This is a genomic window from Halovivax limisalsi (genome assembly GCF_023093535.1).
GTDB lineage: Archaea > Halobacteriota > Halobacteria > Halobacteriales > Natrialbaceae > Halovivax > Halovivax limisalsi.
The window spans coordinates 2641866-2668265 of record NZ_CP095757.1 but is presented as its reverse complement, the minus strand read 5'-3'; the positions used below and the strand labels follow the sequence as shown (position 1 = coordinate 2668265).

Sequence of the window (26400 nt, the reverse complement as noted above, 5' to 3'; positions counted from 1 at the left end):
CGGTCGAGAACGGCCCGAACGGGCCCGTCGCGCGGGCGATTGACATGGTCGAATATGTACTATACACCCGGTCCAGAGGTTCACGCGGCCGGAACGTGACCGGGGGTTTCAGAACCCTTTTCTGCTCCCCCGGGTAAGGGCCGCTAGAACATGGCTGCAGACCTCAACTGGGCCATCGGCGGCGAGGCCGGGGACGGTATCGACTCCACCGGCAAGATCTTCGCCCAGGCGCTCTCCAGGGCGGGACGGCACGTGTTTACCTCGAAGGACTTCGCCTCGCGCATCCGGGGCGGGTACACGGCCTACAAGATCAGGACGGCCGTCGAGGACGTCCAGAGCGTCGTCGATCGGCTCGACATTCTCGTCGCGCTCACCCAGCGCACCATCGACGAGAATCTCGACGAAATGCACGACGGCAGCGCCGTCATCTACGACGGCGAACGATCCTGGGACGCGGAGATCCCGGAGGAGATCACGGCCGTCGACGTTCCGCTGAAGTCCCTGGCCGAAGAGGCCGGCGGGGCAATCATGCGAAACATCGTCGCGCTCGGCGCGGCCTGTGAGATCACCGGCTTCGACGTCGAGTACCTCGACGAAGCCCTGGAGAAGCGCTTCGGCGGCAAGGGCTCGAAGATCGTCGAGAACAACAGGGAGGCAGCCAGACTCGGCCAGGAGTACGTCGAGGAGCACTACGACCTCGATCGCCTCGGCTACAATTTGGAGACGACAGACGAGGACTACGTCCTGCTGAACGGCAACGAGGCGATCGGCATGGGCGCCATCGCCGCCGGCTGCCGCTTCTACGCGGGCTACCCCATCACCCCCGCGACCTCGATCATGGAGTACCTGACGGGCCGCATCGACGACTACGGCGGCCACGTCGTCCAGGCCGAGGACGAACTCTCCGCAATCAACATGGCGCTGGGCGCCGCTCGCGGCGGCGCGCGTTCGATGACGGCGACCTCCGGGGCGGGGATCGACCTCATGACCGAGACGTTCGGCCTCGTGGCGACGAGCGAGACACCCCTCGTCATCGCCGACGTGCAGCGCTCCGGTCCCTCGACGGGGATGCCGACGAAGCAGGAGCAGGGCGACCTGAACATGGTCCTCTACGGCGGCCACGGCGAGGTCCCGCGCTTCGTCGTCGCCCCGACGACCGTCACCGAGTGCTTCTGGAAGACGATCGAGGCGTTCAACCTCGCGGAGAAGTACCAGACGCCGGTCTTCCTCGTCTCCGATCTGGCGATGTCGGTCACCGAACAGACGTTCCCGCCGGAGGCCTTCGACATGGACGACGTCGAGATCGACCGCGGGAAGATCGTCGACGAGGACGACGTCGAGGCGTGGCTCGACGACGAGGGTCGCTTCCGCGCCCACGCCGCGACCGACGACGGCATCAGTCCCCGAGCGCTCCCGGGCACGCTCGACGGCGCGCACATGAGTACCGGCCTCGAGCACGACGAACTCGGCCGCCGGACCGAGGAGACGGACGTTCGCGTCCAGCAGGTCGACAAACGTAACCGGAAAGTGGAGACCGCCAGGGCCGAGGAGGACTGGGACTACCGCGAGTTCGGCGACCCGGACGCCGACGATCTCGTCATCTCGTGGGGGTCGAACGAGGGTGCGATCGTCGAGGCGCTCGACCTGCTCGACGAGCGCGACGTCTCCGTCCGCGTCCTCTCGGTCCCCTATCTCTTCCCGCGTCCGAACCTCTCCGACGACGTCGAGGCGGCCGACGACGTGGTCGTCGTCGAGTGTAACGCGTCGGGACAGTTCGCCGACGTGATCGAACACGATACGCTGACCCGCGTCAAACGCATCAACAAGTACACGGGCGTTCGCTTCAAGGCGGACGAACTCGCAGACGACATCGAGGCGGCGCTCGCCGCGGAGGTACCAGCACAATGAGTTCAGACGTCAGATTCACCGACTTCAAGTCCGACAAGCAACCGACCTGGTGTCCCGGCTGCGGCGACTTCGGGACCATGAACGGCATGATGAAGGCCCTGGCGAACACGGGCAACGACCCCGACAACACGTTCGTCGTCGCCGGCATCGGCTGTTCGGGTAAGATCGGCACCTACATGCACAGCTACGCGCTCCACGGCGTCCACGGGCGCGCCCTGCCGGTCGGCACCGGCGTCAAGATGGCCCGGCCAGACATCGAGGTCATGGTCGCCGGCGGCGACGGCGACGGCTACTCGATCGGCGCCGGCCACTTCGTCCACGCCGTCCGCCGGAACGTCGACATGTCCTACGTCGTCATGGACAACCGCATCTACGGGCTGACGAAGGGCCAGGCCTCGCCGACCTCGCGCTCGGACTTCGAGACGTCGACGACGCCCGAGGGCCCCCAGCAGCCGCCGGTCAACCCGCTCGCGCTCGCGCTGGCCTCCGGCGCGACGTTCGTCGCCCAGTCGTTCGCCTCCGACGCGATGCGTCACACCGAGATCGTCGAGGCCGCGATCGAGCACGACGGCTTCGGCTTCGTCAACGTCTTCAGCCCGTGCGTGACGTTCAACGACGTCGACACCTACGACTACTTCCGCGACACCCTCGTCGACCTCGAGGAGGAGGGCCACGACCCGACCGACTACGAGAGCGCGAAGGAGGTCATCCTCGACGCCGACAAGGAGTACCAGGGCGTGATGTATCAGGACGAAACGTCCGTCCCGTACGACGAGCAGCACGGGATCGACGCGGACATGTCCGAGATTCCCGACGGTGCGCCCGAGGACGCGATGGACCTCGTCCGCGAGTTCTACTGATCTCCGCCGACGATTTTTCGACCGTCCCCTCCTGTCAGCGTCTCGGTCCTTACGGTTGGATGCGAGTTCCACGCGGATCGAGTGTGGGGTCCACCGGCACGCTCCCGGCGAGTGGGAACCGCCGACCTGGTTCATGTGTGGTGGTAGCATAGATATAGATAGAAGGCCGATGACAACCGCACAGCGTCGAGCACCGACGCAGACCGTACCGTCCGTCGATGCGGCGACGAGACGCGCCGCCGATGCGCTCGAATCGGCCGGGTACGATGCGATCGAGGTTTCGCTCCCCCACCGGACCCGATCGACGTGGATCGTCCCGGCGACGACGGCCGCCGGCCGAGTGCGGGTGCACGTCGATCCGCGATCGGGTGCGACGCGAATCGTCGACGCCGCCGAGTGAGGGCACGCGCAACCAGCTGTTGGGCGAAACGGTCACGAGTCGATCCGCACCCGTCTCGTGGGCGCTGCGATCTCACATCCGTTCAACAAATGGCCGTTTCGTTCGTCGCCCGCACCAGCAAGAGTTATCGGGTTCCGGTCCACCCTGTCGAGTATGACGGGGTTCTCGACGCGAGTCGAAAACGTCTCGATCAGCGGCATTCGCGAGGTGTTCGAAGCGGCAGGCGAGGACGCGATCAACCTCGGCCTCGGGCAACCGGACTTCCCGACGCCCGAGCACGCCTCGCGGGCGGCGATCGAGGCGATCGAGTCACACGAGACGGATCCGTACACGTCGAACAAGGGGACGGAAGCGCTGCGCGAAGCGATCGTCGGCGCCTACGACCGCTCGATCGACCCGAGCGACGTTATCGCGACGGCCGGGGGAAGCGAGGCGCTGCACCTCGCGCTCGAGGCCCACGTCGATGCCGGTCAGGAGGTCGTCTTTCCCGATCCCGGCTTCGTCGCCTACGACGCGCTGACGAACCTCGCCGGCGGGGTCCCGAAGCCGGTCGCGTTGCGCGAGGACCTCACGATCGACCCGGCTGCCGTCGAGGATGCCATCACCGACGACACCGCGGCGTTCATCGTCAACAGTCCCGGGAATCCGACGGGTGCGGTCGCCTCCGAGGACGACGTGCGCGAGTTCGCCCGCATCGCCGACGAGCACGACGTGCTCTGCATCTCCGACGAGGTCTACGAGCACATCGTCTTCGACGGCGAGCACCACTCGCCGATGGCGTACGCGGAGACGGATAACGTCGTCACGATCGGCGCCTGTTCGAAGACCTACTCGATGACCGGCTGGCGGCTGGGCTGGGTGACGGGGTCGCACCGACGCATCGAACGGATGCTGCGCGTCCACCAGTACGTCCAGGCTTGCGCCTCCGCACCCGCCCAGTACGCGGCCGAGGCGGCCCTCTCCGGGCCGCAGGACCCGGTCGAGGAGATGGTCGCCACGTTCGAGGATCGTCGCGACCTCGTGGTCGACGGGCTGGAGGACGCCGGGTTGACGGTCCCGACGCCGGCGGGCGCGTTCTACGCGATGCCCGAGGTCCCCGAGGGCTGGTGCGAGGAAGTACTCGATCGCGGCGTCGTCGTTGTCCCGGGCGGGGCGTTCGGCGAGCACGGCGAGGGCTACGCCCGCCTCTCCTACGCGACGGGGACGGAGGAGCTGAAGGAGGCGCTCGAAATCATCGACGACGCGACGCGAGCGGTCCGGTAGCGATCGGACGGGGACGCCGTCTTCGACGCCGACGGGAGCGCCACCACCGACGTCCGACACACCCCGTATATTTTCAGGCCGTTCGTGGTGGGACGGGTATGGCCGTCGCTCGCCACGGAACCGGCGTCCGATCGGGTCTCCGGGCGTTCGCCTCGCAGGTCCACCCGGTGTTCATGCTGCCGCCCGTCGCCGCGTCGCTGTTCGGCGGCGTTCTCGCCGCCGGGACCGACCCGTTGGCGGCCGCGTTACACGCAGTCGCGATCTTCGCCGCGGTGTACACGGCCCACGTCAAGGACGGCTACGTCGACTTTCACCTTCGCGACGAGGACGACGATCACCCGCTCACCGTCACCGGCTGTCTCCTGGGACTCGGCGGCGCGACGGCGCTCTTCGGCGCCGCGCTGCTCGGGCTGGCTACGCGCGTCGATCTCGTCGCCGCCGGATTGACGCTGCCGACCTGGCTGATCGCGTACCTCCACGCGCCGCAGCTCGACATGCACCCGATCGGCGCGACGATGGGGTATCCGGTCGGGATCGGCCTGGCGATCCTCGGCGGCTATTACGTTCAGGTCGGCGTCGTCGGATCGCTCGCGCTCGCGTTCGCGGCCGTCTTCGTCGTCGTCCTCACCGGGATCAAGGTGGTCGACGACACGACCGACGTCGCCTACGACCGATCGATCGGAAAGCGGTCCGTCGCCGTCGCCGTCGGTCCGCGGCGAGCGATCGAACTGGCGTACGGGTTGATTGCGGCCGGCCTGGTCGGCTGTCTGGGATTCGTCGCCATCGGTCTCTTCCCGCCGGGAAGCGTCGTCGCCGTCGCCGTCCTCGCCGCCGTCGCGCTCGTCGCCCGGCGCGGCGGTCCCGAGATCGCCACGATGCTGTTGATCCGGGGCTGTTACGTCTTCCTCGCGGTCCTCGTGGCGGCGGTCTGGTTCGAACCGCTCGGGCGCGTTCTGTAGCGGCGTGCCCTTGGATCAGTATCCGTCCGAACCGTGGTATCGTGCCTCCCGCCCATTTATACGTCCTGACCGAGTAGGGAGGGTGTGAGTGAAGAATCCGGGCGGCGGAACCTCCGCATGCCCTCGAACGACGAAGTTTTCGCGGTGGTCACCGACCACCTCGGAGGCAACCACGTGCAGCTGCGCTGTGCTGACGGTGTCGAGCGACTCGGTCGGATCCCCGGTCGAATGAAGTACCGGACCTGGATCGAAGAGGACGACGTCGTCGTCGCGGAGCCGTGGGACTGGCAGGACGAGAAGGCGACCATCGAGTGGCGCTACACCAACCAGGACGCCACGCAGCTGCGCCGCGAAGGCCACATCGACTGACGTTTCGTTCTTCTGCTCGCGACCGGGTCCGTAGCGGCGGCACCGCGCTGACTTCCCGCTCCGCAAAAACGTTTATAGGCAGTATGCGTGACGGTCACGTATGAGTCACGACACGTCGTTCCTCTCGGCCCTCGATCTCGCGGACGACCAGGTGTCGGTCGCCGACGGTCGCCGCGAGTCCCACGCGGCGGACTGGGGCGCGTCGCAGCTGGACGAAGGCGTGCTCCCTGACGCTGTCGTCTACCCCGAATCGACGGCCGACGTCTCGGCCGTGCTGGCCGCCGCGACCGAACGCGACGTCCCGGTCACCCCCTACGCCGCCGGAACCGGTCTCGAGGGAAACGCCGTGCCGGCCCACCGCGGCATCAGCCTCGATCTGACGCGGATGGACGCCGTGGTGGCGTATCGCCCGGACGACTTCCAGATCGACGTCGAGCCGGGGATCATCGGCTCGGCGGTCGACGACCGGGTCGCTCGCGACGGACTCTTCTTCCCGCCGTTGCCGTCCTCGGGCGATATCTCGACGATCGGCGGGATGATCGCGACGGACGCGAGCGGCATGCAGACGGTCAAGTACGGCGAGATCGCCGACTGGGTGCTCGGTCTCGAGGCGGTCCTGGCCGACGGGACGGTGATCCGGACCGGATCGAAGGCCGTCAAGACCTCGAGCGGGTACAACCTGACCGACGTACTGGTCGGCAGCGAAGGGACCCTGGCCGTCGTCACGGAGGCGACGCTCGAATTGGCAGGACGTCCCGCCCAGAAGCGCGGCGCCCGCGCCATCTTCGAGACGCTCGACGCCGCCACCGAAGCCGTCTCGGACGTCGTCCAGTCGGGCGTCGACGTCGCCCGCATCGAACTCGTCGACGGCTTGAGCGGGATGATGGCCAACGAGTACCTGGGAAGCGACCTCCCCGACGCGCCGATGGTGTTTCTCGAATTCCACGCCAACCACGGCGTCGACGAGGAGGTGGCGCTCTGCCGGACGATCTTCGCGGAGTACGCCCTCGACCGCTTCGAGACGAGTGCCGGGGAGACCGAGATGGCCGACCTCTGGGCGGCGCGGCGCGACCTCGCCTACGCCGTCGCGAGTTACGACGCTGCCCTCGATCCGCTTCACCCGGGCGACGTGACGGTCCCGATTAGCGCCTACCCCGAGATCGTCCACGAGGCCAAGCGCCTCGCCGACGAGGCGGACCTGCTCGTGCCCTGCTTCGGCCACGCCGGCGACGGCAACCTCCACTACAGCGTTCTCGTCGACCGCTCCGATCCCGAGATGGTCGAACGCGGCGAGGAACTGTACGCCGCGATCGTCGAGCGGGCGATCGATCTGGGCGGGACGGCCACGGGCGAACACGGGATCGGCCGGGGAAAACGCGAGTACCTCGATCTCGAGCACGGGTCGGGCGCGGTCGAGGCTATGCGATCGATCAAGCGCGCCCTGGATCCGACCGGCACGCTGAATCCGGGAAAGATCTTTCCCGAGACCGTCGATGGCGGACGGGTTCGCGATCCGACGAGCGGCGAGTGAGCACGAGTGGTACCCGAACCACTCAATCGTGGACGAGCACGTCGAGCACGTCGGGGCCCTCGCGGTCGAGGGCCTCCTCCAGCGCGGATTCGATCTCGTCGGGCGTCTCGACCAGGTTACCGCGCGCGCCGTGGCTCTCGGCGTTGGCGGCGAGGTCGACCGGTGGGTCGAAGTCCATGCCGGGGAAGGCGTAGTCGTCCTCGTCGCCGCCCATGAGATCGAGCGTGTTGTCCTTCAGGATGCGGTAGTTTCGGTTGTCCGAGACGACGACGGTGAGGTCGAGGTCGTAGCGGGCCGCGCTGTAGATCGCGTGCGGGTAGTAGAGGTACGAGCCGTCGCCGACGAAGCCGACGACGTCCCGGGGCTCGTCGCGGTCTCGTTCCGCGAGGGCGGCCCCGACCGCGGCCGGGAGCCCGTATCCCAGGCCGCCGCCCTTGTTGGAGATGTACCCTTCCGGTTCGAACGACCACCGCGTGAGCATCGCGTACTTCGAGGTGACGCCTTCGTCGACGACGAACGCGTCGCCGGCGACCCGCTCCATCGCGTCGACTAGCTGGGCCTTCGACGCCCGGGGATCGTCGGGCCGTTCGTCGCTTGTCATCGTCGCCATCTGGGCCTCGACCATCTCTGAAACGGCGTCCACGTACTCCAGGCGCTCCTCGCGGACGTCGTCGGAGAGCCCATCCGCGACCCGATCGGCGATGGCGGAAAGCGCCTGACCCGGATCGCCGACGACGGCGACGTCGGCGGGCTGGTTCTTGCCGACCTCCCAGACGGCGTCGCTGACGTGCAGGCAGGTCGCGCGGTCGGGGACGAGCGGTTCCTCGTGGCGGGTCAGGGTGGTGTTGGTCGAACAGCCCGCGAACAGGACCGTCCCGGCCGACAGCAGGGTCGAGGCGAGCTCCTCGTCAGGCGGCACGTGCGAGATCCACTGCGGGTGCGCGGTCGGGAAGTTCACCTCGCAGGAGAGGATCTCGCCGTGGACGCGTGCGCCCGTCGCCTCCGCGAGGTCGACCGCGGCCTGGACGGCATCCGCGCCCGCCCGGGCGACGTGGTCGCCGACGACGATGACCGGGTTGTCCGCCTCGACCAGCGCGTCCGCCGCGGCCTCGATCGCGTCGGGGTCGCCGGGGCCCGCGGTCGGGATGGGCCCGAGCCGCTCCGGTTCGGCCTCGGTTTCGGCGAGCATCACGTCGAGCGGAAGGCCGAGGAAGACCGGTCCCGTCGGCGGTTCGAGCGCGACGCGGAACGCGCGCCGGAGCATCGTCGGGAGGGCGGCGACGTCCAGCACCTCGTCGGACCACTTGCAGAACTGGTCGGCCATCGCAGCGAGGTCGCCCGAGAGGATGGGCTCCTCGTGGCGGAAATCCGTGCCGTGGTTGCCCGCCGTGACGACGAGCGGTGCGCCGACCATCTTCGCCGCGTAGAGGTTCCCGAGGCCGTGAGCGAGGCCGGGCGCGATGTGGAGGTTCGCCACGCCGACCGGCGTGACGTTCGGGTCGTGGTGCGCGTGATACCGCCGCGCCTGGGCGTAGCCGCCGGCCATGCCGACCGCGACGTCCTCGTGGAGCCCGAGGATATAGTCGAGGTCGCCCTCGCTGATCGCGTCGACGACCGGCAACTCCGTCGTTCCCGGGTTCCCGAAGACGTACTCGACGCCGTACCCCTCGAGGGCGTCGACGAAGAGGTCGGCGCCCGTGGTCTCGGTCATGTCCTCCCGTCTGGGGCGAATTTACATCAAGGTGTGTGCCGGTCGCAGCGAACGCCCGCTCCCCGCAATTCGTCTGGGGCTCCGGTCCCGACCGGTTCAGGCCGTCGACACGATCTTGATCACGTCGCCCTCCTCGAGTTCGTACTCGTCGGAAATTTCGCGCGAGGAGCGCGCGTCGACGGCGTGGAGGTATCCGTCGCCGATGTCGGAGTGGACGGCGTAGGCCAGGTCGACCGGGGTCGAGCCGTCGGGGAGCAAGAACGCGTCGGGGAGGACGTTGCCGCTTCCGTCCGACCACTTCGCCGCGTCCTCCACCGGGTAGGCGGTGAGGTGGTCGAGCAACTCGTAGACCGCGTAGTCGAACGCCGCCTGGACGCCCGTCCCGCCCCACTCGGCCATCGTGTCGGCGAGGTCCTCGAGCGCCTCCCGCTGGGCGTCGTTGACGCCGTCGCCGATGTCGATCGTCTCGTCGCCCGGATCGTAGTCGACGAGGTCGTTCTCGGCGGCCCGTCTGAGCGCGAGTTCGCCTTCTGCGGTCGTCGGGACGACCGGCTTATCGAGGTCGAGCAGGCGCTCGACGTTTTCCTGCGGAGCGACGTCGATCTTGTTCGCGGCGACGACGATCGGTTTGGTCGTCGCGCGGACCTCGCGCGCCAGGTTCTCTCGGTGCTCGTCGTCCCACTGGATCGGGTCGTCGGGGTACTCCAGGTCGCGCAGGATCGTCGCGATCTCGGTCGGCCCGGCGCCGAATCCCGACAGCATCTCCGCGAGTTCGTCGTCGAGGTCGAAGTCGGGCGAGCGGGAGGCCCGCTCGACGCCTTCCCAGTTCCGATCGACGATCCCGGCGAGCCAGAGGTCCATCTCCTCCTCGACGAAGTCGATGTCCTCGAGCGGGTCGTGCGAGCCGACGTCGACGGGTTCACCCTTCGCGTTCGTCCCGCCGGAGGCGTCGACGACGTTGACGATCACGTCGGCGTTCGTGAGCGCGTCGAGGAACTGGTTGCCCAGGCCCTTCCCCTCGTGGGCGCCGGGGACGAGCCCGGCCACGTCGATCAGCTCGACGGGGACGTAGCGCTTGCCGTCCTCGCAGTTGTCCGCGTTGCAGCGCTCCTCGCGCTCGAGGCAGGGACACTCGGTCCGGACGTAGCTCACCCCGCGGTTCGCGTCGATCGTCGTGAACGGGTAGTTGGCGACGTCCACCTCGGCCATCGTCGCCGCGGTGTAGAACGTCGACTTGCCGGCGTTCGGCTTCCCGGCAAGCGCGATCGAAAGCATGCCAGTCCCTTACCGGATCACGGAGAACTGTCTTTCGATATCCCGGATTCGGCCGGGCGGATCCGCGGCGGACGATATCCTCGTCCGAAACCGATCCGTGCTTTCGCTTGACGGTAGCAGACTGACGGAAGCCACCGCTGAACGTCCGACTATGCAGTACGACGAATTTATCGGCGACGTCCAGCACCGAGCACAGCTCGACTCTCGGGAAGCCGCCCTCAGCACGACGCGGGCGACGCTGACGACGCTCAGCGAGCGGATCCAGCCCGGGCAGGCCGAGAACGTCGGTGCGCAACTTCCCGAGGAGATCGGTCGCCACCTGGAGAAGGTCGACGAGGTCGAATCCTTCGGCTGGGACGAATTCGTCGATCGCGTGGCCGATCGGGAGCAAGTCGGTAGCGAGGACAGAGAGGACGTGATATACCGCGCCCGCGTCGTGATGGAGGTGGTCGACGAGGTCATCCCGGAGAGCTCGATGGAGAAACTCAAAGACCAGCTCCCGGCCGAGTACGAGGACCTGTTCGTCCTGCAGGAGACCGAGGCGACGGCCGGCCCGAATCCGGAGGAGTGAGCCGGGATCAGAGCGAGACGGCCATCATCACTTCGTCGACGTACTCGCCGTCGATCTTGTAGTGGTCCTCGCGGACGGCTTCGGTCTCCCAGCCGTGGGATTCGAGGAACGCGACGGCCGTTTCGTTCGTCGATGGCACGCTGTTGTAGACCCGCTCGTAGCCGTTCGTCCCCGCCCACTCGAGCCCGCGGGCGAGCAGGTGAGAGCCGATCTCGTGGCCGCGATACTCCTCGATGACGCCGACGGTGAGTTCGGCGGTGTGGCTCAACTTCTCGAGCTCCGGCGCGTTGAGGTGGACCCAGCCGACGACCTCGTCCTCGATCGTCGCCACGAAGAACATGCGCGATTCGAGTTCGTTGTGGCGCAACAGGGCCTCCTGGTGGTCCACCTCGTCGGCGACGCTCTCGGCGACGATGTAGGTGCGCTCCTCGGCCACCTGCCGGATCGCCCCGACGATTCCGGCCAGGTCCTCCTGGCGAGCCGGTCGGATGTGGAAGGCGAAGGATTCGGCCTCGTACTCCTCTTCGGCGCCCGCGTCGAGGGCGACCTGATAGGTGCCGTCGTCCTCCTCCAGGTAGCCGTCGCGCTTGAGTATCGCGACGTGATGTCTGAGTCCGCCGGGGTCGACCGACAGGGACGATTCGAGTTCCTCGAGCGTGGCGGTCCCGTGCCGTTCGACGTACTGGTACACTCGCTCTCGATCGACGTGCCCGAACGCCAGGCTGTCGGAAATTCCCATGCTACTCGATAACCCACCTCAATACTTAACTGTTTGCAGGTCCGGCGTGGAATTGACGCGACCCGACCGGTCAGCGACGCGGTTGATCGGTTCGACGAACGAGTCGTCGTTCGACCCGTCGGTACGCGCCGTCTGATCCGTCATCCCACCGTGGCCGTCCTACTCGCCGGTACCGGCCGCGTCCTCGGAATCGGTGCGATCGGTCGAGCCCGCCGAACCGCCCGCGTCGTCGGCGTCGATCGAATCGTCGGCGTCGATCTCCGCATCGACCGGCCCGACCGGTTCGTGCGTCGCACGATAGGTCACCGCCGTCCCGTCGTCCTCGACGTCCACGTCGTCGACCGCGTAGAATCTGATTTGGCGTTCCTGTTTCGTCCGCACCGGGACGTCGTAGTGAACCGACTGGTAGGCGAGCGAGTCGCCGTCGGCACGGCGATCGGCCACGAACGAGCGGTGGCGTCGAAGCCGACGCTTCGTCACCGACGACGAGAGCGCGGGTGCGCGGTCGACGCGGTCGTCGAAGTGCTCGACGAACCCCGGATCGAGTTCGTAGCCGACGGAGTGTCGGCCCGCACACAGCGCGGCGAGCGACGTCGTTCCGGTGCCGAAGAACGGATCGAGGACGGTGTCGCCGTAGGCGCTGTACATACAGCAGAGGCGGTACGGAATCTCGAGCGGAAACGCGGCCGAGCGCTCGCGATCGGGACTGCCGGGCAGTTCCTGTAACTCGCCGCGGACGTCCGTCCAGAGGTCCGAGAACCACCGGTTTCGCTCCTCCCAGAAGTACGCCGCCTCGTACCGGCGGTCCGCGCCGGGCTCGAACGAGCGTCGACCGCCGCCCTTGCGGACGATCAGGATGTGCTCGTGTTCGAGCGTGACGTATGCGTTGGGCGGTAGCATGCCGCTGCCCATGAACTTCGCCGCGCTGTTTGTCGGTTTTCGCCACAGGACGTCCGGGAGGAGGTCGTACCCGCGCGCGTCGAACGCCTCCAGGATGCGGGCGTGGTTCGGGTAGACGCGGAACGTGCCGTCGATCGTGCGCGTCGCATCGCCGACGTTGATACAGGCGATGCCGCCCTCGACCAGGGCGCGATCGACCTCCGCCCAGACTCGATCGAGCTGGGCGTGCATCGCGTCGAACGCCGCCCGGCCGTCGCCCGCCTCGAGCGCGTCGCCGATCGCCGGATCGAGCTCGGCGAACAGCTCGTCCCACATCTCGATCATCGGGTAGGGAGGCGACGTGACGACCAGCTCCACCGAGCCGTCCTCGATCGTCTCGAGCGCTCGCGCATCACCCGTCACGACGCGATGGGTCGTCTCCATCGGGCAAAGCTGTCGCCGTCTCCTCCTTAGCTCTATCGTCCCGTCGGACACCGACCCCGGTCCCGCTCTGGCACTTCCCGGACCTGCCGCTGCGTCTCAGCGCTTCAGCTGACAGTATTGCACGGAATCGCCAACTCGGCAAATCGTCCCCCGGACTGCGCAGGTAGCTTCGCTACCGAGTACGTGGGTGGCCTCGCTACGGGCCGGGCGGGTGGATCCGCCCCGGACCGTTCGCTGATCACTCTGACTGCGCAAGCGGGATCTCCGACCAGCACACGTGGTATGTCGCAGACTCGGTTCGGGAGCCGCCGCGGACTCACCGACGTCGCGGTCGCGTCGACTTACTCCTCCGTTTCCTCGTCCGCCGACGTCTCGTCGGCGCCGGTTTCCTCGCCGTCATCGGACTCCATCCCCGCGTCCCCGTCTTCGTCCGTCTCTTCCTCGCCGGAGACGTCGCCCCCTCCCTCCTCGTCTCCGGTCACGGCGGCTTCGACGTCCTCGCCGACCTCGTCGACGGCCGAATCGATCTCCTCGACCGGTTCCCAGCCCTCCTCGGACTCGCTCCGGCGGCGATTGAGGTACGCGACCCCGGCCGCGACCGCCAGAAGGGCGAGGAGTTTGCCGAGCCGGCCGCCACCACCGTCCGTCTCGCGCTCGCCCGCTTCCTCGCCCGGTGCCACCGATTCTTTCGCCGGCAGGTCGACCGGGACTGACTCGCCCTCCGGCCGCGGGGTGGCGACCTCCTGCGTCCCGAGCAGATAGCCGATGCCGGCCCCGACCGCCAGCGCCCCGCCCACGAGCGGGAGCACGCTCGACGGTCCGCGCCCCTCCGCCTCGTCGACGGCGTCCAGTATCGAGTCGCGCATCGGCGACTCGAGCCCCATGCCGACTGCTTCTTTCACGATCGTCTCCGCCATGCTGGAACCGCCCTCGTCAGTCATACCCCGCCGTTGTCGGTGCCGAGACATAGTTTTGTGCCACGTTTCGACCTCCGTCCGAGTGAAACGGCTCGTTACCGACGTCCGGATCTGCCGTAGGCTGCCCGTACCACCGACGAAGTGCGGCCGGGACGAACCGCTCGGTTCCGGTTTCGAGACGTGCCGGATCGCCGGGTGAGACCGTCAGCCCTCCCGGAGATCGGTCGAAACCCGTCGTTCGGCTCGATTACCCGGACTCGCCTTCGAGGCGCCGTCCACACGGCCAGCGTTGCCCGGCGGACCGAACGAACACGCGTTCGACCGTATCGGGACCGGTACGGACTGGGTAACGAACGTGTTCCGCGTGGTCGTGGTCGCATGAGCGTCATGCGCGGCTCGCGCGTCGGCGAGTTTTCCGGTCGGCGCGGACTCGCCGTTCGCGCCGCGATGGTCGTCGGGCTGGTCGACGCCCTGCTCGTCGGGTGCTGGTTCGCCCTCGTCGCCTTCGAACCGCGACGACCGTACACGGTGCTTGCGGGCCTGACGGTTCTCGTCTTCGGCGCGGTGATTCGAACCGGCCTCATCGGCGAGACGGCGGGCCCGACCTGGACGATTGACCGGCCCAGTCCACACCGCCTCGTCGTCGCCACGTGCTACGCGATCGTCTGGCTCGGGTGGCTCGTCGCCGTCGAGACGTTCGCGTTCGCACCCGGCCTCGCGGTGTCGACCATCCTGCTCGGCGGCGGCCTCCTCGCCTGCCACCTCCTCCACTGGTCGGTGCTCACGCGGCTACGGACGACCGATCGATCGATCCGACGCCACTCGCAACGACTCCGCGCCGCGACGATTCCGGCCCTGCTGTACAGCCTGGCCGGGCTGTTTCTTGGCCTGCTCGCCTGGTACGACGGGCCGGCGTTCGTCGCGACGTCGATCCCGTTCGGCGAGCTGATCGTTCGCCTCGAGGTGCCGATCGTCCTCTTCGGGCTGTTCGGTCTCTGGTGCTGTTCGGTCCTCGGGACACACCGGTTCCTGCGAGCCGTTCCGACTAGCTAAGTCGAACGACACGTTCGAGTTGGTGCAGTGATCGGCTCTGCCGAGTCGCTGCGCCGGGGGATCCTCGCGACCACGCAACCCATCACGATCCGTCCGGCGGGAGGACTCCGTTCGGAACCGTCGTCACCGTCGCAGGCGAACCCGACCCTCGTCGTCACCGTCGTCGACGTCGACCAGTCCGTCGTCCGCCAGATCCGAAAGCAGATCGCGGAGCCACGCCCGCCCGCGGTCGCCGTCCGGCGCGTAATCGACCCGGACCCGGTGGCCCAGCGTGTCGATGTCCAGCGGCCCGTGCTCGCCGAGCGCGCGCACGACCCGTCCGCGCATCTGGCGGCGGCTCCCCTCGAACTCGGGTTGCGTCGGCACGTCCGGGGCCGTGAAGTCGCCGGTCCGGTAGGCGTGACACCACTCGCGCCACGGACAGTCGGCCTCGTCGCAGCGCGGCGTCTTCTCGCAGGCGACCCCGCCGAGTTCCATGATGGCGTTGTTCCACACCCGCGACCGGCCGTCGGGCATGAGCCGTCCGGCCGTCGCTTCGAACGCCTCGTCGTCGTCCGGGACGTCGAATGCGCGGTAGAGGACGCGCTTGACGTTCGTATCGACGACCGCGTCGCCCGCGTCGAACGCGAAACTCGCGACGGCGTTCGCGGTGTACGGGCCGACGCCCATCAGCTCCTCGAGTTCGGCGGGCGAGTCGGGGAACGACCCGTCGTACGCCGAGACGACCTGCCGGGCGGCCTCGTGGAGGTAGCGCGCCCGATTGTTGTAGCCGAGTCGCTGGTCGCTCCAGAAGCCGACGACGTCGGCCCGGTCTGCGTCGGCCAGCGAGTCGACGGTCGGCCACCGATCGAGGAAGGCCTCCCATGCGTCGACGACGCGATCCAGTTGCGTCTGCTGGCTCATCACCTCGCAGACGAGGATGGCGTACGGATCGTCCGTCTCGCGCCAGGGAAACGCTCGGTGATCGCGCTCGTACCACTCGATCAGCGCCGTCCGAACGGCGTCGGTCTCTTCCGGCAGGGCATCGGCCGCGGCGGCGTCGCTCATCCGGCGGTCCGTTGGGCCGACGCCCGTTTAGGCGTGATGGTCCGCGGCGAGCGTTTCACGCAGCCCTGTGGTCCGAATCGCGAAACCCATTAGTCCTCGCCTCGTGCTCCGGGTATGGGCCTCGACGATCTGACGGACGCCGTCGAATCGAACTACGGTGACCTCGGCGGGGAGTGTGCGGTCTCGCTCGACCGGGAGACGCGAACCGAACTCGCCATGCTCGAGGCGGCGCTCGACCTCGAGGAGACGGACGAACTCCTCCGGCGCGCGGTGCACATGCTCTTTCAGACGACGGTCGAGACCGGTCGGCTCGACTTCCACCTCCGATCGGGCTTCGACGTCACCTACGACGAGTACCTCTCCGGGATGACCTACGACGAGATGTCGGGCGCGGACCAGTATCCCCAGCTCGACGACGAGCGGCGCTATCAGTTCTGATTCGAGCGCGCAGAACCCGACGATCCAGTGTGGCCGTCGCCGCGCCGGACGGACGGTCGATCGGAACGGCTCCCGTCGGACGGGTTCAGGTCCCGCCGTCCGCGGACGCGACCGGCTTCGTCTCGGCGACTGACTCGACGGCCGACGCGAGCAGGTCGGCGCCGAGCTCGATCTCGCGCTCGGTGACGTCAAGCGGCGGGAGCAACCGGAGCGTCTTGTAGCCACAGCCGAGGGTGAGCAGTCCGCGCTCCATCGCGGCCTCGACGACGGCCTCGCGTCGACCTTTTTCGTCGAACTCCACACCGACCATCAACCCGGGACCGCGAACGTTGACGACGCCCGGCAGGTCGGCGTCGACGATGGTCTCCGTGAGCTGGCGCCCGCGCTCGCGGACGTTCTGAAGGAGATTCTCCTCGTGGATGACGTCGATCGTGAGTGCACCCTGGAGACTCGAGACGAGGTCGCCGGCGCCCCACGTCGAGGAGATGCGACCCGTCTCTTCGGGGAAGACGTCGGAGCGGGAGATCGTCGCGCCGACGCGCAGGCCCTTCGCGCTCGTGATGACGTCCGGCGTGAGATCGAGGTGGTCGACGCCCCAGAACTCGCCCGTCCGTCCCAATCCCGACTGGATCTCGTCGGCGATGACGGCGACGTCGTACCGGTCGCGGATGGCCTCGATGTCGCGCGCAAACTCGGGGTGGGCGGGCCGATAGCCCCCTTCGCCCTGGATCGGTTCGAGGATGACGTAGGCGAGTTCGTCGGCGTCGATGACGCCGCGCTCGGGGTGGAGTTTGTCCGCGAGGACGTTGCCGCCCGGACCGTCGGTTCGCCAGCGTGACTCGTAGACCTCGTCGGTCGAGGGATAGGGGATCGAGACGATGCCGGGAACCTCCGGGTAGCCTTTTCGGTGCACCGCTTTCGAGCGGTTGAGTGAGAGCGCACCGAGGGTACGCCCGTGGAAGGCGCCCTCGGTGGTGACGCCGCGGTGGCCGCCGCGAGCGTAGCAGATCTTGATCGCGTTCTCGACCGCCTCGGCCCCGGAGTTCGAGAGGAAGACGGTGTCCATGTCGTAGTGATCGGTGAGCTGGGTGAGCCGATCCATCAGTTCGCTGGGGCCGGGCACCTCGCTCGACTCCGGCGGCCAGTCGCTGCTGACGTAGAAGTCCTGACCGGCGATCTTCGTCGGATCCGGCAGGTCGATCGCGTCGAGCTTCGACTGCAATGTCGGGTTGTTATAGCCCAGGGGCGACGCGGCGACGTGGCTGGTGAAATCCAGCAGCACGTTGCCGTCGACGTCCGTGCAGAACGGCCCCGTCGCGTCGGCTGTCGAATCCCAGACGAACTCGTAGACGTACGTACTCGGCGCCGCGAACCGGTGGTGATATTCCGCCCACTGCTGCGCTCGCGACCCCGGCACGTCGTCCACGACCGGCTCGACCGTATCACGATCCATAGTCGAGATGGGTGGCCCCGGTGCAAAAAACGTTCGTTGTCGGCGTCACGTTCCAGCGGATCCGGTCGGTGCCTTCGATGGACGACGCGATTCGGAGTGAGACAGCCCTGACCCGCGACCCGACAACCGATTCCAGGCGAACCTCGCCGGCTGTGACGAACCGACCCTCCCCGTCGTTCGACGATCGACCCGACTGCACGCGCCGAGGAACCTCCTCGATTGAACGGCCGCTACAGGTCGACGTACTGGCCTTCCCACTCTCGCCTGGCCTCGAGTTCGCGTACGCCGCGACGGGTGACGGTGTAGTAGTTCGTCCGCCGGTCTCGCTGCCCTTTTTCGACGAGGCCCTTGTCGACCAGCGTGTCGAGATTGGGATACAATCGCCCGTGGTGGATCTCGCTCTCGTAGTAGGTCTCGAGCTCTTCCTTGATCGCGAGCCCGTGCGGTTCGTCGTTGCCCCCGATGACGTACAGCAGGTCGCGCTGGAATCCGGTGAGGTCGTACATGGATAAGTACTACCCCCACTTATTGTCTGAATTAAATAAGTTTATCGGATCTGACCCTCCGATCGTCGGGTGAATGAAACCGCTTCTGTCAAAATACTTATGGAGGTTTACAGGCACCGCTGTTCGATAGCTTGGTCGAAACAGGAAAGCGAACCTCGCGACCTGAAAAGGGTCGCGAGATCGCTTGCCGCCCTGAATTGGTCCCCGCTGACGCTTCGGCCCTCCAAGCGAAGCGTCACGCTAGCAAAGTCCGTCGTTCTACTTAAATGTATCGACATTGTCCGACGGCGGTGACGGTTCCGTCGCCCGAATTGTAGGTGATGCGGAAGGTACCGAGGACCCGGTCGGTCAGTGCGGACGATACGTCGTCCGACGAATCGATTATCAGACATGTATGTCGACGACGTGTCATTCGTGGTATCTATCGAATGCGCCCCGGTTCCAGCAGTCACATGTGTTCCTCTTCGAGGACCCACCCCAGCGCTCGTTTGTAGTAGGTGAACATCTCTTTGACGCCCTCGTGGCGCATTTCCTCGCTCTCTAAGTGTTCTGCGAGGAACTCGTACTGTTCCCGAACCTCCGATTCGTCTCTCATCGGTCTCCCCTCCCGGTGGCAGACCCCGCCGCGGTCAGCTCGGCCGTGGTCGAGTATTCGCGCATGTGTCACCGGAAGCTACCCGCTACGACGATGTTAAACGTCGGGGTGCGGGCGTCCGGGTTCGGCCCCGACCGCAGTGGCAGGTCGACGGGTACCGACCGCTACTCGACTCGGTCACCCCGCTTTACGACGGTGAGCGGTTGTCTCGCGATTCGATCACACTCGAAGGCCGGGTGCTCGACGAAGTGCCAGAGGACCGCGTGTCGTCGACTCCCGGTCAGGCCGTCCCGGTCGAGGTCCGACGCGCGGACGCGTTCGGGAAGCGATCGGTACAGCGACCGAAGGGCCTCGAACGAGTCGAACACTTTGCGGTGCCCGCTCGAACTGGCCCCGCGACGCTCGACGACGTACGTCCCGTCGGACCGGTGCCGACCGACCGTCCTGGCGAACTCCCGTTTCTCGCTCAGCGCGTCCGCGAGCTCGGCGCGCAACCGTCGGGCACAGGCCGCTGTGAGCGTGTGTTCGGTGGTGCCGAGAGCGAGTTCGACGGCGTCGCTGCCATTCGAGCGATCGACGGCGACCGGTGGATCGGTCGGTGTGCTATCAGCGGCGGAGAATTTCTCGATCAGGAGTGTGGGCGCTCCGTGTCATCGACGGCACCTATCGTTCGCGGAGCGTAAAACGATTGCCCAGTCGGGACGGTCGGCTCGTCGGTTGGTCGGGCGCCCACCGCCGGTCGGGGCACATTTCTGCGTCCCGGTCCTACGGACTGGCATGAAGGTGCGCGGGAAACGGGAGTGTCGCGAGTGCGGAACGCGCTGGTCCTACGGCCGGACGGGCGAGATCGCGTGTCCGGCGTGCGGGAGTCCCCGGAGCGTCGCCACGGACGACCCCGAACTGCAGACCGACGCGGCGGCGACGCTCGACTTACAGCCCATCCGGCAGGACGCCGCCGAGTCGTCGACCGACGAGCTGGCGACGCGAGCCGGCCAAGCGTGTCGGGAGTACGTCGCCCGCCGGGGATTCGTATCGGAGGGAACGGTACGCCCCGTGGACGAGACGTACGTCGGGGCCCTCGAACTGCGCTACGCCGCCGCGATCGCGTCCTCGAAACGCACGCTGACGGAAGACGAGGAACTGTACGTCCTCTCCTTGCTCCGCTCGGTCGATGCGGGCGAGCGACCGCCGGCCGACGAACTCCCCGCTTCGTTCGCCGGCGCTCGCGGCCTGGCCGTCGCCCGGACGGTCCGTGACTACCGCCGCGACATCCGGAAGTGGACCGCCGAGCGGTCGGCCGACCCGGCGATCACCGACCTCGCACAGCGCCTCGACGACCACGCCGTCAGGGTGGACCATCTCGACGGCGAGATCGACCCGGAGACGGCCGAACGGTTGCTGACCGCCTGTCGGACCCTCGGGAGCGCGATTCGAGGGGACGGGGGTGCCACCCTCGCGGACGTCGAAGCCGACCTCGAAACGCTGTCGGCGACCCTGTAATGCCGTCGGTCGTCGCCTTACTCGACGCCGCCGACCCCGGTCGCCGCGTCGGGCAGTTCGTGGCGCGTCACCTCGATGCCGAGCTCTTCGAGGGCGGCTTCGAGGTGGCGATCCATCGCGTAGTCCGCGCCGTCTTCCTCCCTGAGTCGCTGGGCGGTCGCCAGGACTTCACCCCGGCGGTCGTCGGGCACCTCGTACTTGTCGGTGGTGAGTTCGATCACCAGGCCGTCCTGGTCGTGGGTGTACAGCGACTGGAAGATGCCCCGGTCGAAGACGTTGTAGCCGCGTCCGACGTCGTCCAGCGCCGCCATGACCTCCTCGAATCGCTCCGGGTCGAACCGGAACGCGAGGTGGTGGACCGAGCCGACGCCGCCGCCCTGCCGTCGTGGATTCGAGGGCCGATCTCCGACGAAGAACGTGATGATGCGACCGTCGCCGGTGTCGAAGAACAGGTGCGTCTGGGAGGGGTCGTCGAGGTTGGGCTGGCGAAGCACCAGCGGCATCCCCAGCACGTCGCGGTAGAACGCGATCGTGTCCTCGGCGTTCGATCCCCAGATCGTGACGTGATCTGTGCCGGTCGTCCGCATCGGGCTCTCTGGCGGCTCCGCACTGACGGGTATCGATTCGTCGCTCATACCCTCTAGTGGGGCCCGAAACGGGAAATAGCTGTGTTTGCCGGAACGCTGTCGGCCGACCGACGCGGTCGGCACCCGGCTACCCGGCGACCGGTGCCGGCTACGATGACGCCACGACGGTAGCGACGACCAGCGTTGCCGGACGGGGCGGTGTCAGGGCAGGTCGACGGCGACACCCTCCTGCACGCTCGCGGCCTTCACTGTGTTGTAGAGTAACATCGCGCGGGTCATCGGCCCCACACCGCCGGGAACGGGCGTTATCAGGCTCGCCTTGGATTTCACGCTCTTGAAGTCGACGTCGCCGACGAGTTCGTAGCCCTTCTCGGTGTCGTCCTCGACGCGGTTGATCCCGACGTCGATCACGACCGTTCCCTCGCTGACCATCGGGCCGTCAACCAGTTCGGGAACGCCGACGGCGGCGACGAGGATATCCGCGTTGCGCGTCTTCTCGGCGAGGTCCTCCGTTCGGGAGTGACAGACCGTCACGGTGGCGTTGCCGTCGTCGGCCTTCTGGACCAGCAGGTTCGCGAGCGGCTTGCCGACGATGCGCGAGCGGCCGACGATGGTCACGTCCGCGCCCTCTGTCTCGACGTCGTACGCCTGGAGGAGCTTCTGGACGCCGTGGGGCGTGCAGGGACGAAACCGGGCGTCGCCGGCTACCAGTCGGCCGACGTTCTCCGGGTGGAAGCCGTCGACGTCCTTCTCGGGGGCGATCCGGCGGATCACGTCCCGGTAATCGACGTGGTCCGGCGTCGGATCCTGGACGAGGTAGCCGTGAATATCGGGATCGTCGTTCAGCGCGTCGATCTGCTCGTACAGCCTCTCGGGCGGTGCGTCGCCGTCGACGTCGACGTGGCGCCCCTCGATGCCCACCTCCTCGCAGTCACGCTGTTTCATGTTCACGTAGGTCTGACTCGCCGGATCGTCGCCCATCAGGACGGTCGCGAGTCCGGGCCGCGCGCCCGCGTCGGCCAGGGTTTCGATCGCGCCTTCGAGCCCCGATTTGATCTCGTCGGCGACCGCGTTCCCGTCGATGATATCCGTCATACTAGGGCGGCGGACTGGCACGGTAATGATACTGTCGAAGCCCCGTCGAATCGGCGGGCGACCGGCTCTCGCGTTGGCATCGGTTCGTCTCGGACCTCCGTCTGATTGTGACGACGGAGACCGAACACGGCGACGGAGACCGAACGGAACTCGTCGTGGCCGACTCATCCGTCGCGACCGTACTACCCGTCGGAGCCGCCGTTCAGACCCGGATCACTCGTAGAGCGGATTCTCCGCACAGAGCGTCTCGACGTCCTCGCGGACCGACTCCCGGACGGATTCGTCCTCGGGGGCGTCGACGACGCGGGCGATCAGGTCGCCGACGAGGCGGGCGTCGTCCTCGTCGAACCCGCGCGTCGTAAGCGCTGGGGTGCCCGCGCGGATGCCGCTCGGGTCGAACGGACTGCGCGTCTCGCCGGGGACCGTGTTCGCGTTGAGGACGACGTTCGCCGCTTCGAGGGCGTCCTCCGCGTCGCCGCCGGAGGTATCTGGGTGCGAGTCGCGGAGGTCGACGAGGACGAGGTGATTGTCCGTGCCCCCGGAGACGAGCGAGAAGCCGCGCTCGGAGAGCGACTCGCCGAGCGCCCTCGCGTTGGCCACGGTCTGTCGGGCGTACTCCTCGAACTCGGGTTCGAGCGCCTCGCCGAAGCCGACGGCCTTGCCCGCGATGTTGTGCATGAGCGGTCCGCCCTGGCCGCCGGGGAAGACGGCCGAATCGACGTCGTCGGCGTACGCCTCGCTCGTCATCACGATCCCGCCGCGACCGGCGCGGATGGTCTTGTGCGTGCTGCCGGTCACGAAGTCCGCGATCCCGACCGGCGAGTCGTGGACGCCGGCGGCGACGAGGCCCGTGATGTGGGCGATGTCGGCCAGGTGGAGCGCGCCGACCTCGTCGGCGACGGCCTGGATCTCCGTCCACTCGACCTCGCGCGGGTACGCGGAGTAGCCCGAGACGATGATGTCGGGTTCGAACGCGGCCGCCTGCTCGGCCAGGCCGTCGTAGTCGAGGTAGCCCGTTTCGGGATCGACCTCGTACTGCTCGACCTCGTAGAGCTGGCCGGTGAAGTTCGCGGGGTGGCCGTGGCTGAGGTGGCCGCCGTGATTGAGATCGAGCGAGAGGATCTTGTCGCCGGGGTCGAGCATCGCGTAGTAGACGGCCTGGTTGGCCTGCGTGCCGGAGTGGGGTTGCACGTTGACGTGCTCGGCGCCGAAGAGTTCTTTCGCGCGCTCGATGGCGAGGTTCTCGACCGTGTCGGCGTGTTCGCAGCCCCCGTAGTAGCGCGCGCCCGGGTAGCCCTCGGCGTACTTGTTCGTCAGGACGCTCCCCTGGGCGTCGAGCACCGCCTCGCTGACGTGATTCTCGCTCGCGATCATCTGTAGCGACGAGCGCTGGCGATCGATCTCTGCCTCGAGCGCGTCGGCGACCGCCGGATCGGCGGTCCTGGTGACCTCGTGGTCCATAGTCGAACAGCGACCGGGCCGCTCCATAAGTGTACCTTTCGACGGGCTTTCGAACGGTTCGAACGGTGAACCCTTCTTCGATACAACTAATTGTCTCCGATTCCATGGATGCATCCGAATGATCGAGTGGGAGGTGGCAGCCGACTCCCTCCGCATCGTCGACACCGACACGACGGAACTGCTCGTCAGCGGCGATCTGGGCGACGTTCGGTCGACCGACGCGGAGATTCAGCGACCCGTAGACGCTGTCATCGAGGCCACGGCCTCGGAGCTACGGTTTCCCCACGCGGTCGTCTACGTCCGCTCGCTGGAGACGGGCACGCAGCACGAACTCGACCCGGCCGGTCGCTCGCTCGAACTTCCGAGCGGGGAGTACCTGATCGACGTCGACACCGAGATCAAGACCTACGTCCGGGTCGACGGCGGCCTCCGCATCGAACGGACGCCGGACTACGAGTCGGTCGTCGTCTCGCTCGATCGATCCACCTCGCTGCTGCTCGGATTCCGGAGCCGTCACGAGTTCCCGGCCGGAACGATCACGATCCCTGAGACGCCTCCCGGGCTCGCACGCGCGATCTCGTATCTCTCGTCGTCGCACAAGACCCAGGGTCCCGATCGGTCCTACCCCACGCTTCGCGGGCACCCGCCGTTGCTCGAACTCGGCGACTCGTTCGACGTGCCGGAGTCGATCGCGACCCACCGGCCCGCGCCGGGCGTCGAACTGCTGGTCCCGGAGGCCTTCGACGCCATCTTCGTGACGGCGCCGCTCGCCTACTACGTGCAAGCGTCGGTCCGCACGGCCGCGGTGGACCGACCGCACCTCCGGCTCCCGGAGCAGGATCGCGAACTCGCCCTCTCGCCGCTCCCCGACCTCGAGCGGGACGTCGAACGCCTCCTGCGAAAGATCTTCTTCCTCGACTGTCTGGTCCGAAACGTCGGCCCCTACGGGACGAACCTGACGGAACTTCGATTGCTCGACGCGCTGGATCTCGAGACGGAGCGGCTGTACGCCGCCGAACCGGCGGACCGACTCGACGCCTACCTGGACGTGCCCTACGAGGCCCTGGAACACCGGTTGCCGGAGTGGCATCTCTCGATGTACGTCGACCCCGATCCGGCCCAGGCCGACGTTCTTCCGTTCCTGCTCGATCGAATGGGGTTGTGTTTCCTCCCGCGCACGTCCGCGCTGGAGGGCCAGGAGCTCGTCGAACGATCGCTCGACGACTTCTATCGAGGCGACACCGCTTCGAACCTATCGGGAGGCGACGAACCCGGCCAGCCGGCTGCGGACGGTACGAACCCCGCACCGACGAGCGCTCGGGACGACACCGGATCGACGGCTGGGGGCGGCGACGCCGCTGGACCGACGGCAGCCGACGGTGGCGGGTATCGGTCGGCGGGCGAGGTGGCGTCCGTAGACATCGTCAAACCCGAACTCCGTAGCGGGAAGACCCACGGCTGGCTGGCAGCCGGTGTCCCGATCGACGTCTTCAAATCCTCACCCCAGGCCTACTACAACCGGCTCGAATTTCTCGACACTCCGAGCGACGAGACGGTCATCTACGTGATCCTCAACGACCCGGAGATGGCCGGCGAACACGCCGACGTCTACGACATTTACCGGAATCGATCGGAAGACCTCTCTATGGACGTTCGCGTGCGCGAGGGCTGTTCGACCGAGGATCTTCGGTCGATATTCGAATCGAACGTCGATTTCGTCCACTACATCGGTCACTGCGAGCAGGAGGGGCTCCGATGCCCGGACGGATACTTCTCGACGGCGACGCTCGAGGACTGTAACGTCGAGACGTTCTTCCTCAACGCCTGTGGCTCGTTCCACGAGGGGCGAACGCTCGTCGAGAGGGGAAGCGTCGCCGGCGCCGTGACGTTCACGCAGGTCCTCAACGATCACGCCGTAAAGGTGGGATCGACGTTCGCGAAGCTCCTCGTCAACGGTTTCGGATTCGAGCGAGCGATGGGGCTCGCTCGCAGGCGGATCATGATGGGAAAGGACTACGCCGTCGTCGGCGACGGGACCCACACCCTCACGCAAGGTGAGCATCGGACCCCGACGACGATCACCCTCGAAGCGCTGGACGACGCCGACCGGTACTTGCTGACGCTCTCGTGTTATTCCTCACAGCTTACCGGTTCGTACTACTTCCCGCACACGCCGGGAAACGAGTACGCGTCGCTCTGCGGGAACGAGTCGAACTTCGTCCTCGATCGGGACGAACTCGTGACCTTCCTCGCGGAATCCGAAGCGCCGGTCATCTACGACGGCGACCTCTACTGGTCACAGGATCTCTGGCCGAAACTGACGGAGTGAGTAGCCGACGCTCGTCGGTCGATGGAGAACGGGTGGCGGAAATCGCGGTAAGAGTCGCCGATTCACCGCAGAAGCGTCCGTGTCCGTCCGTGCGGCGCGACGCTAGACCCGTTCAGGGACCGCCGTACGAACTAACCCGCTTCGCTTCGAGGGGTGGAACTGACGCATCGAACGCGTCGCCGGACGGCGAGCGCAGCTTCCGTACCGGCACTCGGTCGGCGATCCGGTCGATACGGCGGTTCCACCCACGTACGTGCTCCATACCGCGTTCGAGCACGTGATAGTCGTTGGCACCCATGCGAGCAGAGCATTTGGCCGTAACACATATAAAACTATCCGATAGTGTTACCTTCTTGAGTCCAACAACGTTTTATTATCTTACTAGAATCTTTGATTCGACGACCCGTCTGCTATTCTCTTTCCAGTTACTATCGGAATTTAGGACTGGTTAGTAGTAACCAATGGAACGGTACCTTTCATTGGTAACCGAGGGAGTGTTGCCGCTTGAGA

General features: G+C 67.0%; 25 protein-coding genes. 12 read left to right on the top strand and 13 right to left on the bottom strand.

What is annotated here, in order from left to right; all coding sequences use genetic code 11:
* Positions 1 to 150: 150 nt before the first annotated feature.
* From MXA07_RS12425 to MXA07_RS12395, 7 genes are all read left to right on the top strand, one after another.
* Positions 151 to 1908, top strand: coding sequence for a 2-oxoacid:acceptor oxidoreductase subunit alpha (locus MXA07_RS12425; protein ID WP_247728913.1), 1758 nt, complete (start codon positions 151 to 153; stop codon positions 1906 to 1908).
* The gene (locus MXA07_RS12420) at positions 1905 to 2768 is read left to right on the top strand and encodes a 2-oxoacid:ferredoxin oxidoreductase subunit beta (protein WP_247728912.1); all 864 of its coding nucleotides are present in this window, start codon (positions 1905 to 1907) and stop codon (positions 2766 to 2768) included. The genes MXA07_RS12425 and MXA07_RS12420 overlap by 4 nt, the downstream gene beginning before the upstream one ends.
* 169 nt (positions 2769 to 2937) lie before the next feature.
* Entirely contained in the window at positions 2938 to 3168 is a 231-nt protein-coding gene (locus tag MXA07_RS12415) for a hypothetical protein (RefSeq protein ID WP_247728911.1), read from the top strand.
* A 153-nt stretch (positions 3169 to 3321) separates the two neighbouring features.
* Complete coding sequence (locus MXA07_RS12410; RefSeq protein ID WP_247728910.1) at positions 3322 to 4431, top strand: pyridoxal phosphate-dependent aminotransferase; 1110 nt, start codon at positions 3322 to 3324, stop codon at positions 4429 to 4431.
* 98 nt (positions 4432 to 4529) lie between these two features.
* Positions 4530 to 5390 (top strand): UbiA family prenyltransferase, encoded by an 861-nt coding sequence (locus MXA07_RS12405; RefSeq protein WP_247728909.1) that lies wholly within the window; start codon positions 4530 to 4532, stop codon positions 5388 to 5390.
* Positions 5391 to 5474: 84 nt separating this feature from the next.
* Entirely contained in the window at positions 5475 to 5759 is a 285-nt protein-coding gene (locus MXA07_RS12400) for a translation initiation factor eIF-1A (protein WP_282102521.1), read from the top strand.
* A gap of 100 nt (positions 5760 to 5859) precedes the next feature.
* The gene (locus MXA07_RS12395) at positions 5860 to 7290 is read left to right on the top strand and encodes an FAD-binding oxidoreductase (protein WP_247728908.1); all 1431 of its coding nucleotides are present in this window, start codon (positions 5860 to 5862) and stop codon (positions 7288 to 7290) included.
* 22 nt (positions 7291 to 7312) lie between these two features.
* Here MXA07_RS12395 and MXA07_RS12390 read toward each other — a convergent pair whose 3' ends face one another.
* Both MXA07_RS12390 and MXA07_RS12385 read right to left on the bottom strand, forming a co-directional pair.
* On the bottom strand, positions 7313 to 9001 hold the full coding sequence (locus tag MXA07_RS12390; protein WP_247728907.1) for a thiamine pyrophosphate-binding protein: 1689 nt from the start codon (positions 8999 to 9001) through the stop codon (positions 7313 to 7315).
* Positions 9002 to 9097: 96 nt separating this feature from the next.
* A complete protein-coding gene (locus MXA07_RS12385; RefSeq protein ID WP_247728906.1) occupies positions 9098 to 10276 on the bottom strand; it encodes a redox-regulated ATPase YchF in 1179 nt (392 codons plus the stop codon).
* 151 nt (positions 10277 to 10427) lie between these two features.
* Here MXA07_RS12385 and MXA07_RS12380 point away from each other — a divergent pair, with 151 nt between their 5' ends.
* A complete protein-coding gene (locus MXA07_RS12380; protein WP_247728905.1) occupies positions 10428 to 10847 on the top strand; it encodes a DUF2267 domain-containing protein in 420 nt (139 codons plus the stop codon).
* Between the two features lie 7 nt (positions 10848 to 10854).
* On the opposite strand, the gene MXA07_RS12375 is transcribed toward MXA07_RS12380, so the two are convergent.
* From MXA07_RS12375 to MXA07_RS12365, 3 genes are all read right to left on the bottom strand, one after another.
* Positions 10855 to 11586 carry a bifunctional helix-turn-helix transcriptional regulator/GNAT family N-acetyltransferase gene (locus MXA07_RS12375; RefSeq protein WP_247728904.1) on the bottom strand — a complete coding sequence of 244 codons (732 nt, stop codon included), beginning with the start codon at positions 11584 to 11586 and terminating at the stop codon, positions 10855 to 10857.
* 159 nt (positions 11587 to 11745) lie between these two features.
* Positions 11746 to 12909: a DNA-methyltransferase gene (locus MXA07_RS12370; protein WP_247728903.1), complete on the bottom strand. Its 1164-nt coding sequence runs from the start codon at positions 12907 to 12909 to the stop codon at positions 11746 to 11748.
* A gap of 341 nt (positions 12910 to 13250) precedes the next feature.
* Complete coding sequence (locus tag MXA07_RS12365; protein ID WP_247728902.1) at positions 13251 to 13850, bottom strand: DNA polymerase V family protein; 600 nt, start codon at positions 13848 to 13850, stop codon at positions 13251 to 13253.
* A gap of 354 nt (positions 13851 to 14204) precedes the next feature.
* Between MXA07_RS12365 and MXA07_RS12360 the strand changes: the two genes are divergently transcribed.
* Positions 14205 to 14879 carry a hypothetical protein gene (locus tag MXA07_RS12360; RefSeq protein WP_247728901.1) on the top strand — a complete coding sequence of 225 codons (675 nt, stop codon included), beginning with the start codon at positions 14205 to 14207 and terminating at the stop codon, positions 14877 to 14879.
* Positions 14880 to 15002: 123 nt separating this feature from the next.
* Here the strand turns inward: MXA07_RS12360 and MXA07_RS12355 are convergent, their stop codons facing one another.
* The gene (locus MXA07_RS12355) at positions 15003 to 15926 is read right to left on the bottom strand and encodes an HhH-GPD family protein (RefSeq protein WP_247728900.1); all 924 of its coding nucleotides are present in this window, start codon (positions 15924 to 15926) and stop codon (positions 15003 to 15005) included.
* A 114-nt stretch (positions 15927 to 16040) separates the two neighbouring features.
* On the opposite strand from MXA07_RS12355, the gene MXA07_RS12350 reads away from it, so the two are divergent.
* Positions 16041 to 16364, top strand: coding sequence for a ribbon-helix-helix protein (locus MXA07_RS12350; protein ID WP_247728899.1), 324 nt, complete (start codon positions 16041 to 16043; stop codon positions 16362 to 16364).
* An 85-nt stretch (positions 16365 to 16449) separates the two neighbouring features.
* Here the strand turns inward: MXA07_RS12350 and MXA07_RS12345 are convergent, their stop codons facing one another.
* The 4 genes from MXA07_RS12345 to MXA07_RS12330 form a co-directional block, all read right to left on the bottom strand.
* Positions 16450 to 17817, bottom strand: a complete 1368-nt coding sequence (locus tag MXA07_RS12345) for a class-III pyridoxal-phosphate-dependent aminotransferase (protein ID WP_247728898.1) — start codon at positions 17815 to 17817, stop codon at positions 16450 to 16452.
* A gap of 230 nt (positions 17818 to 18047) precedes the next feature.
* Positions 18048 to 18323 carry a PadR family transcriptional regulator gene (locus tag MXA07_RS12340; protein WP_247728897.1) on the bottom strand — a complete coding sequence of 92 codons (276 nt, stop codon included), beginning with the start codon at positions 18321 to 18323 and terminating at the stop codon, positions 18048 to 18050.
* 448 nt (positions 18324 to 18771) lie between these two features.
* Positions 18772 to 18918 carry a hypothetical protein gene (locus tag MXA07_RS12335; RefSeq protein WP_247728896.1) on the bottom strand — a complete coding sequence of 49 codons (147 nt, stop codon included), beginning with the start codon at positions 18916 to 18918 and terminating at the stop codon, positions 18772 to 18774.
* A 164-nt stretch (positions 18919 to 19082) separates the two neighbouring features.
* A complete protein-coding gene (locus tag MXA07_RS12330) occupies positions 19083 to 19547 on the bottom strand; it encodes a DUF7528 family protein (protein ID WP_425492219.1) in 465 nt (154 codons plus the stop codon).
* Positions 19548 to 19695: 148 nt separating this feature from the next.
* On the opposite strand from MXA07_RS12330, the gene MXA07_RS12325 reads away from it, so the two are divergent.
* Positions 19696 to 20418: a DUF7117 family protein gene (locus MXA07_RS12325; protein WP_247728894.1), complete on the top strand. Its 723-nt coding sequence runs from the start codon at positions 19696 to 19698 to the stop codon at positions 20416 to 20418.
* Positions 20419 to 20435: 17 nt separating this feature from the next.
* Here MXA07_RS12325 and MXA07_RS12320 read toward each other — a convergent pair whose 3' ends face one another.
* The 3 genes from MXA07_RS12320 to glyA form a co-directional block, all read right to left on the bottom strand.
* Positions 20436 to 21053 (bottom strand): VOC family protein, encoded by a 618-nt coding sequence (locus MXA07_RS12320; protein WP_247728893.1) that lies wholly within the window; start codon positions 21051 to 21053, stop codon positions 20436 to 20438.
* A 153-nt stretch (positions 21054 to 21206) separates the two neighbouring features.
* Complete coding sequence (locus MXA07_RS12315; RefSeq protein ID WP_247728892.1) at positions 21207 to 22100, bottom strand: bifunctional methylenetetrahydrofolate dehydrogenase/methenyltetrahydrofolate cyclohydrolase; 894 nt, start codon at positions 22098 to 22100, stop codon at positions 21207 to 21209.
* Positions 22101 to 22313: 213 nt separating this feature from the next.
* Complete coding sequence (gene glyA / locus MXA07_RS12310) at positions 22314 to 23561, bottom strand: serine hydroxymethyltransferase (protein WP_247728891.1); 1248 nt, start codon at positions 23559 to 23561, stop codon at positions 22314 to 22316.
* Positions 23562 to 23679: 118 nt separating this feature from the next.
* On the opposite strand from glyA, the gene MXA07_RS12305 reads away from it, so the two are divergent.
* Positions 23680 to 25890, top strand: a complete 2211-nt coding sequence (locus MXA07_RS12305; RefSeq protein WP_247728890.1) for a hypothetical protein — start codon at positions 23680 to 23682, stop codon at positions 25888 to 25890.
* Positions 25891 to 26400: the final 510 nt, after the last annotated feature.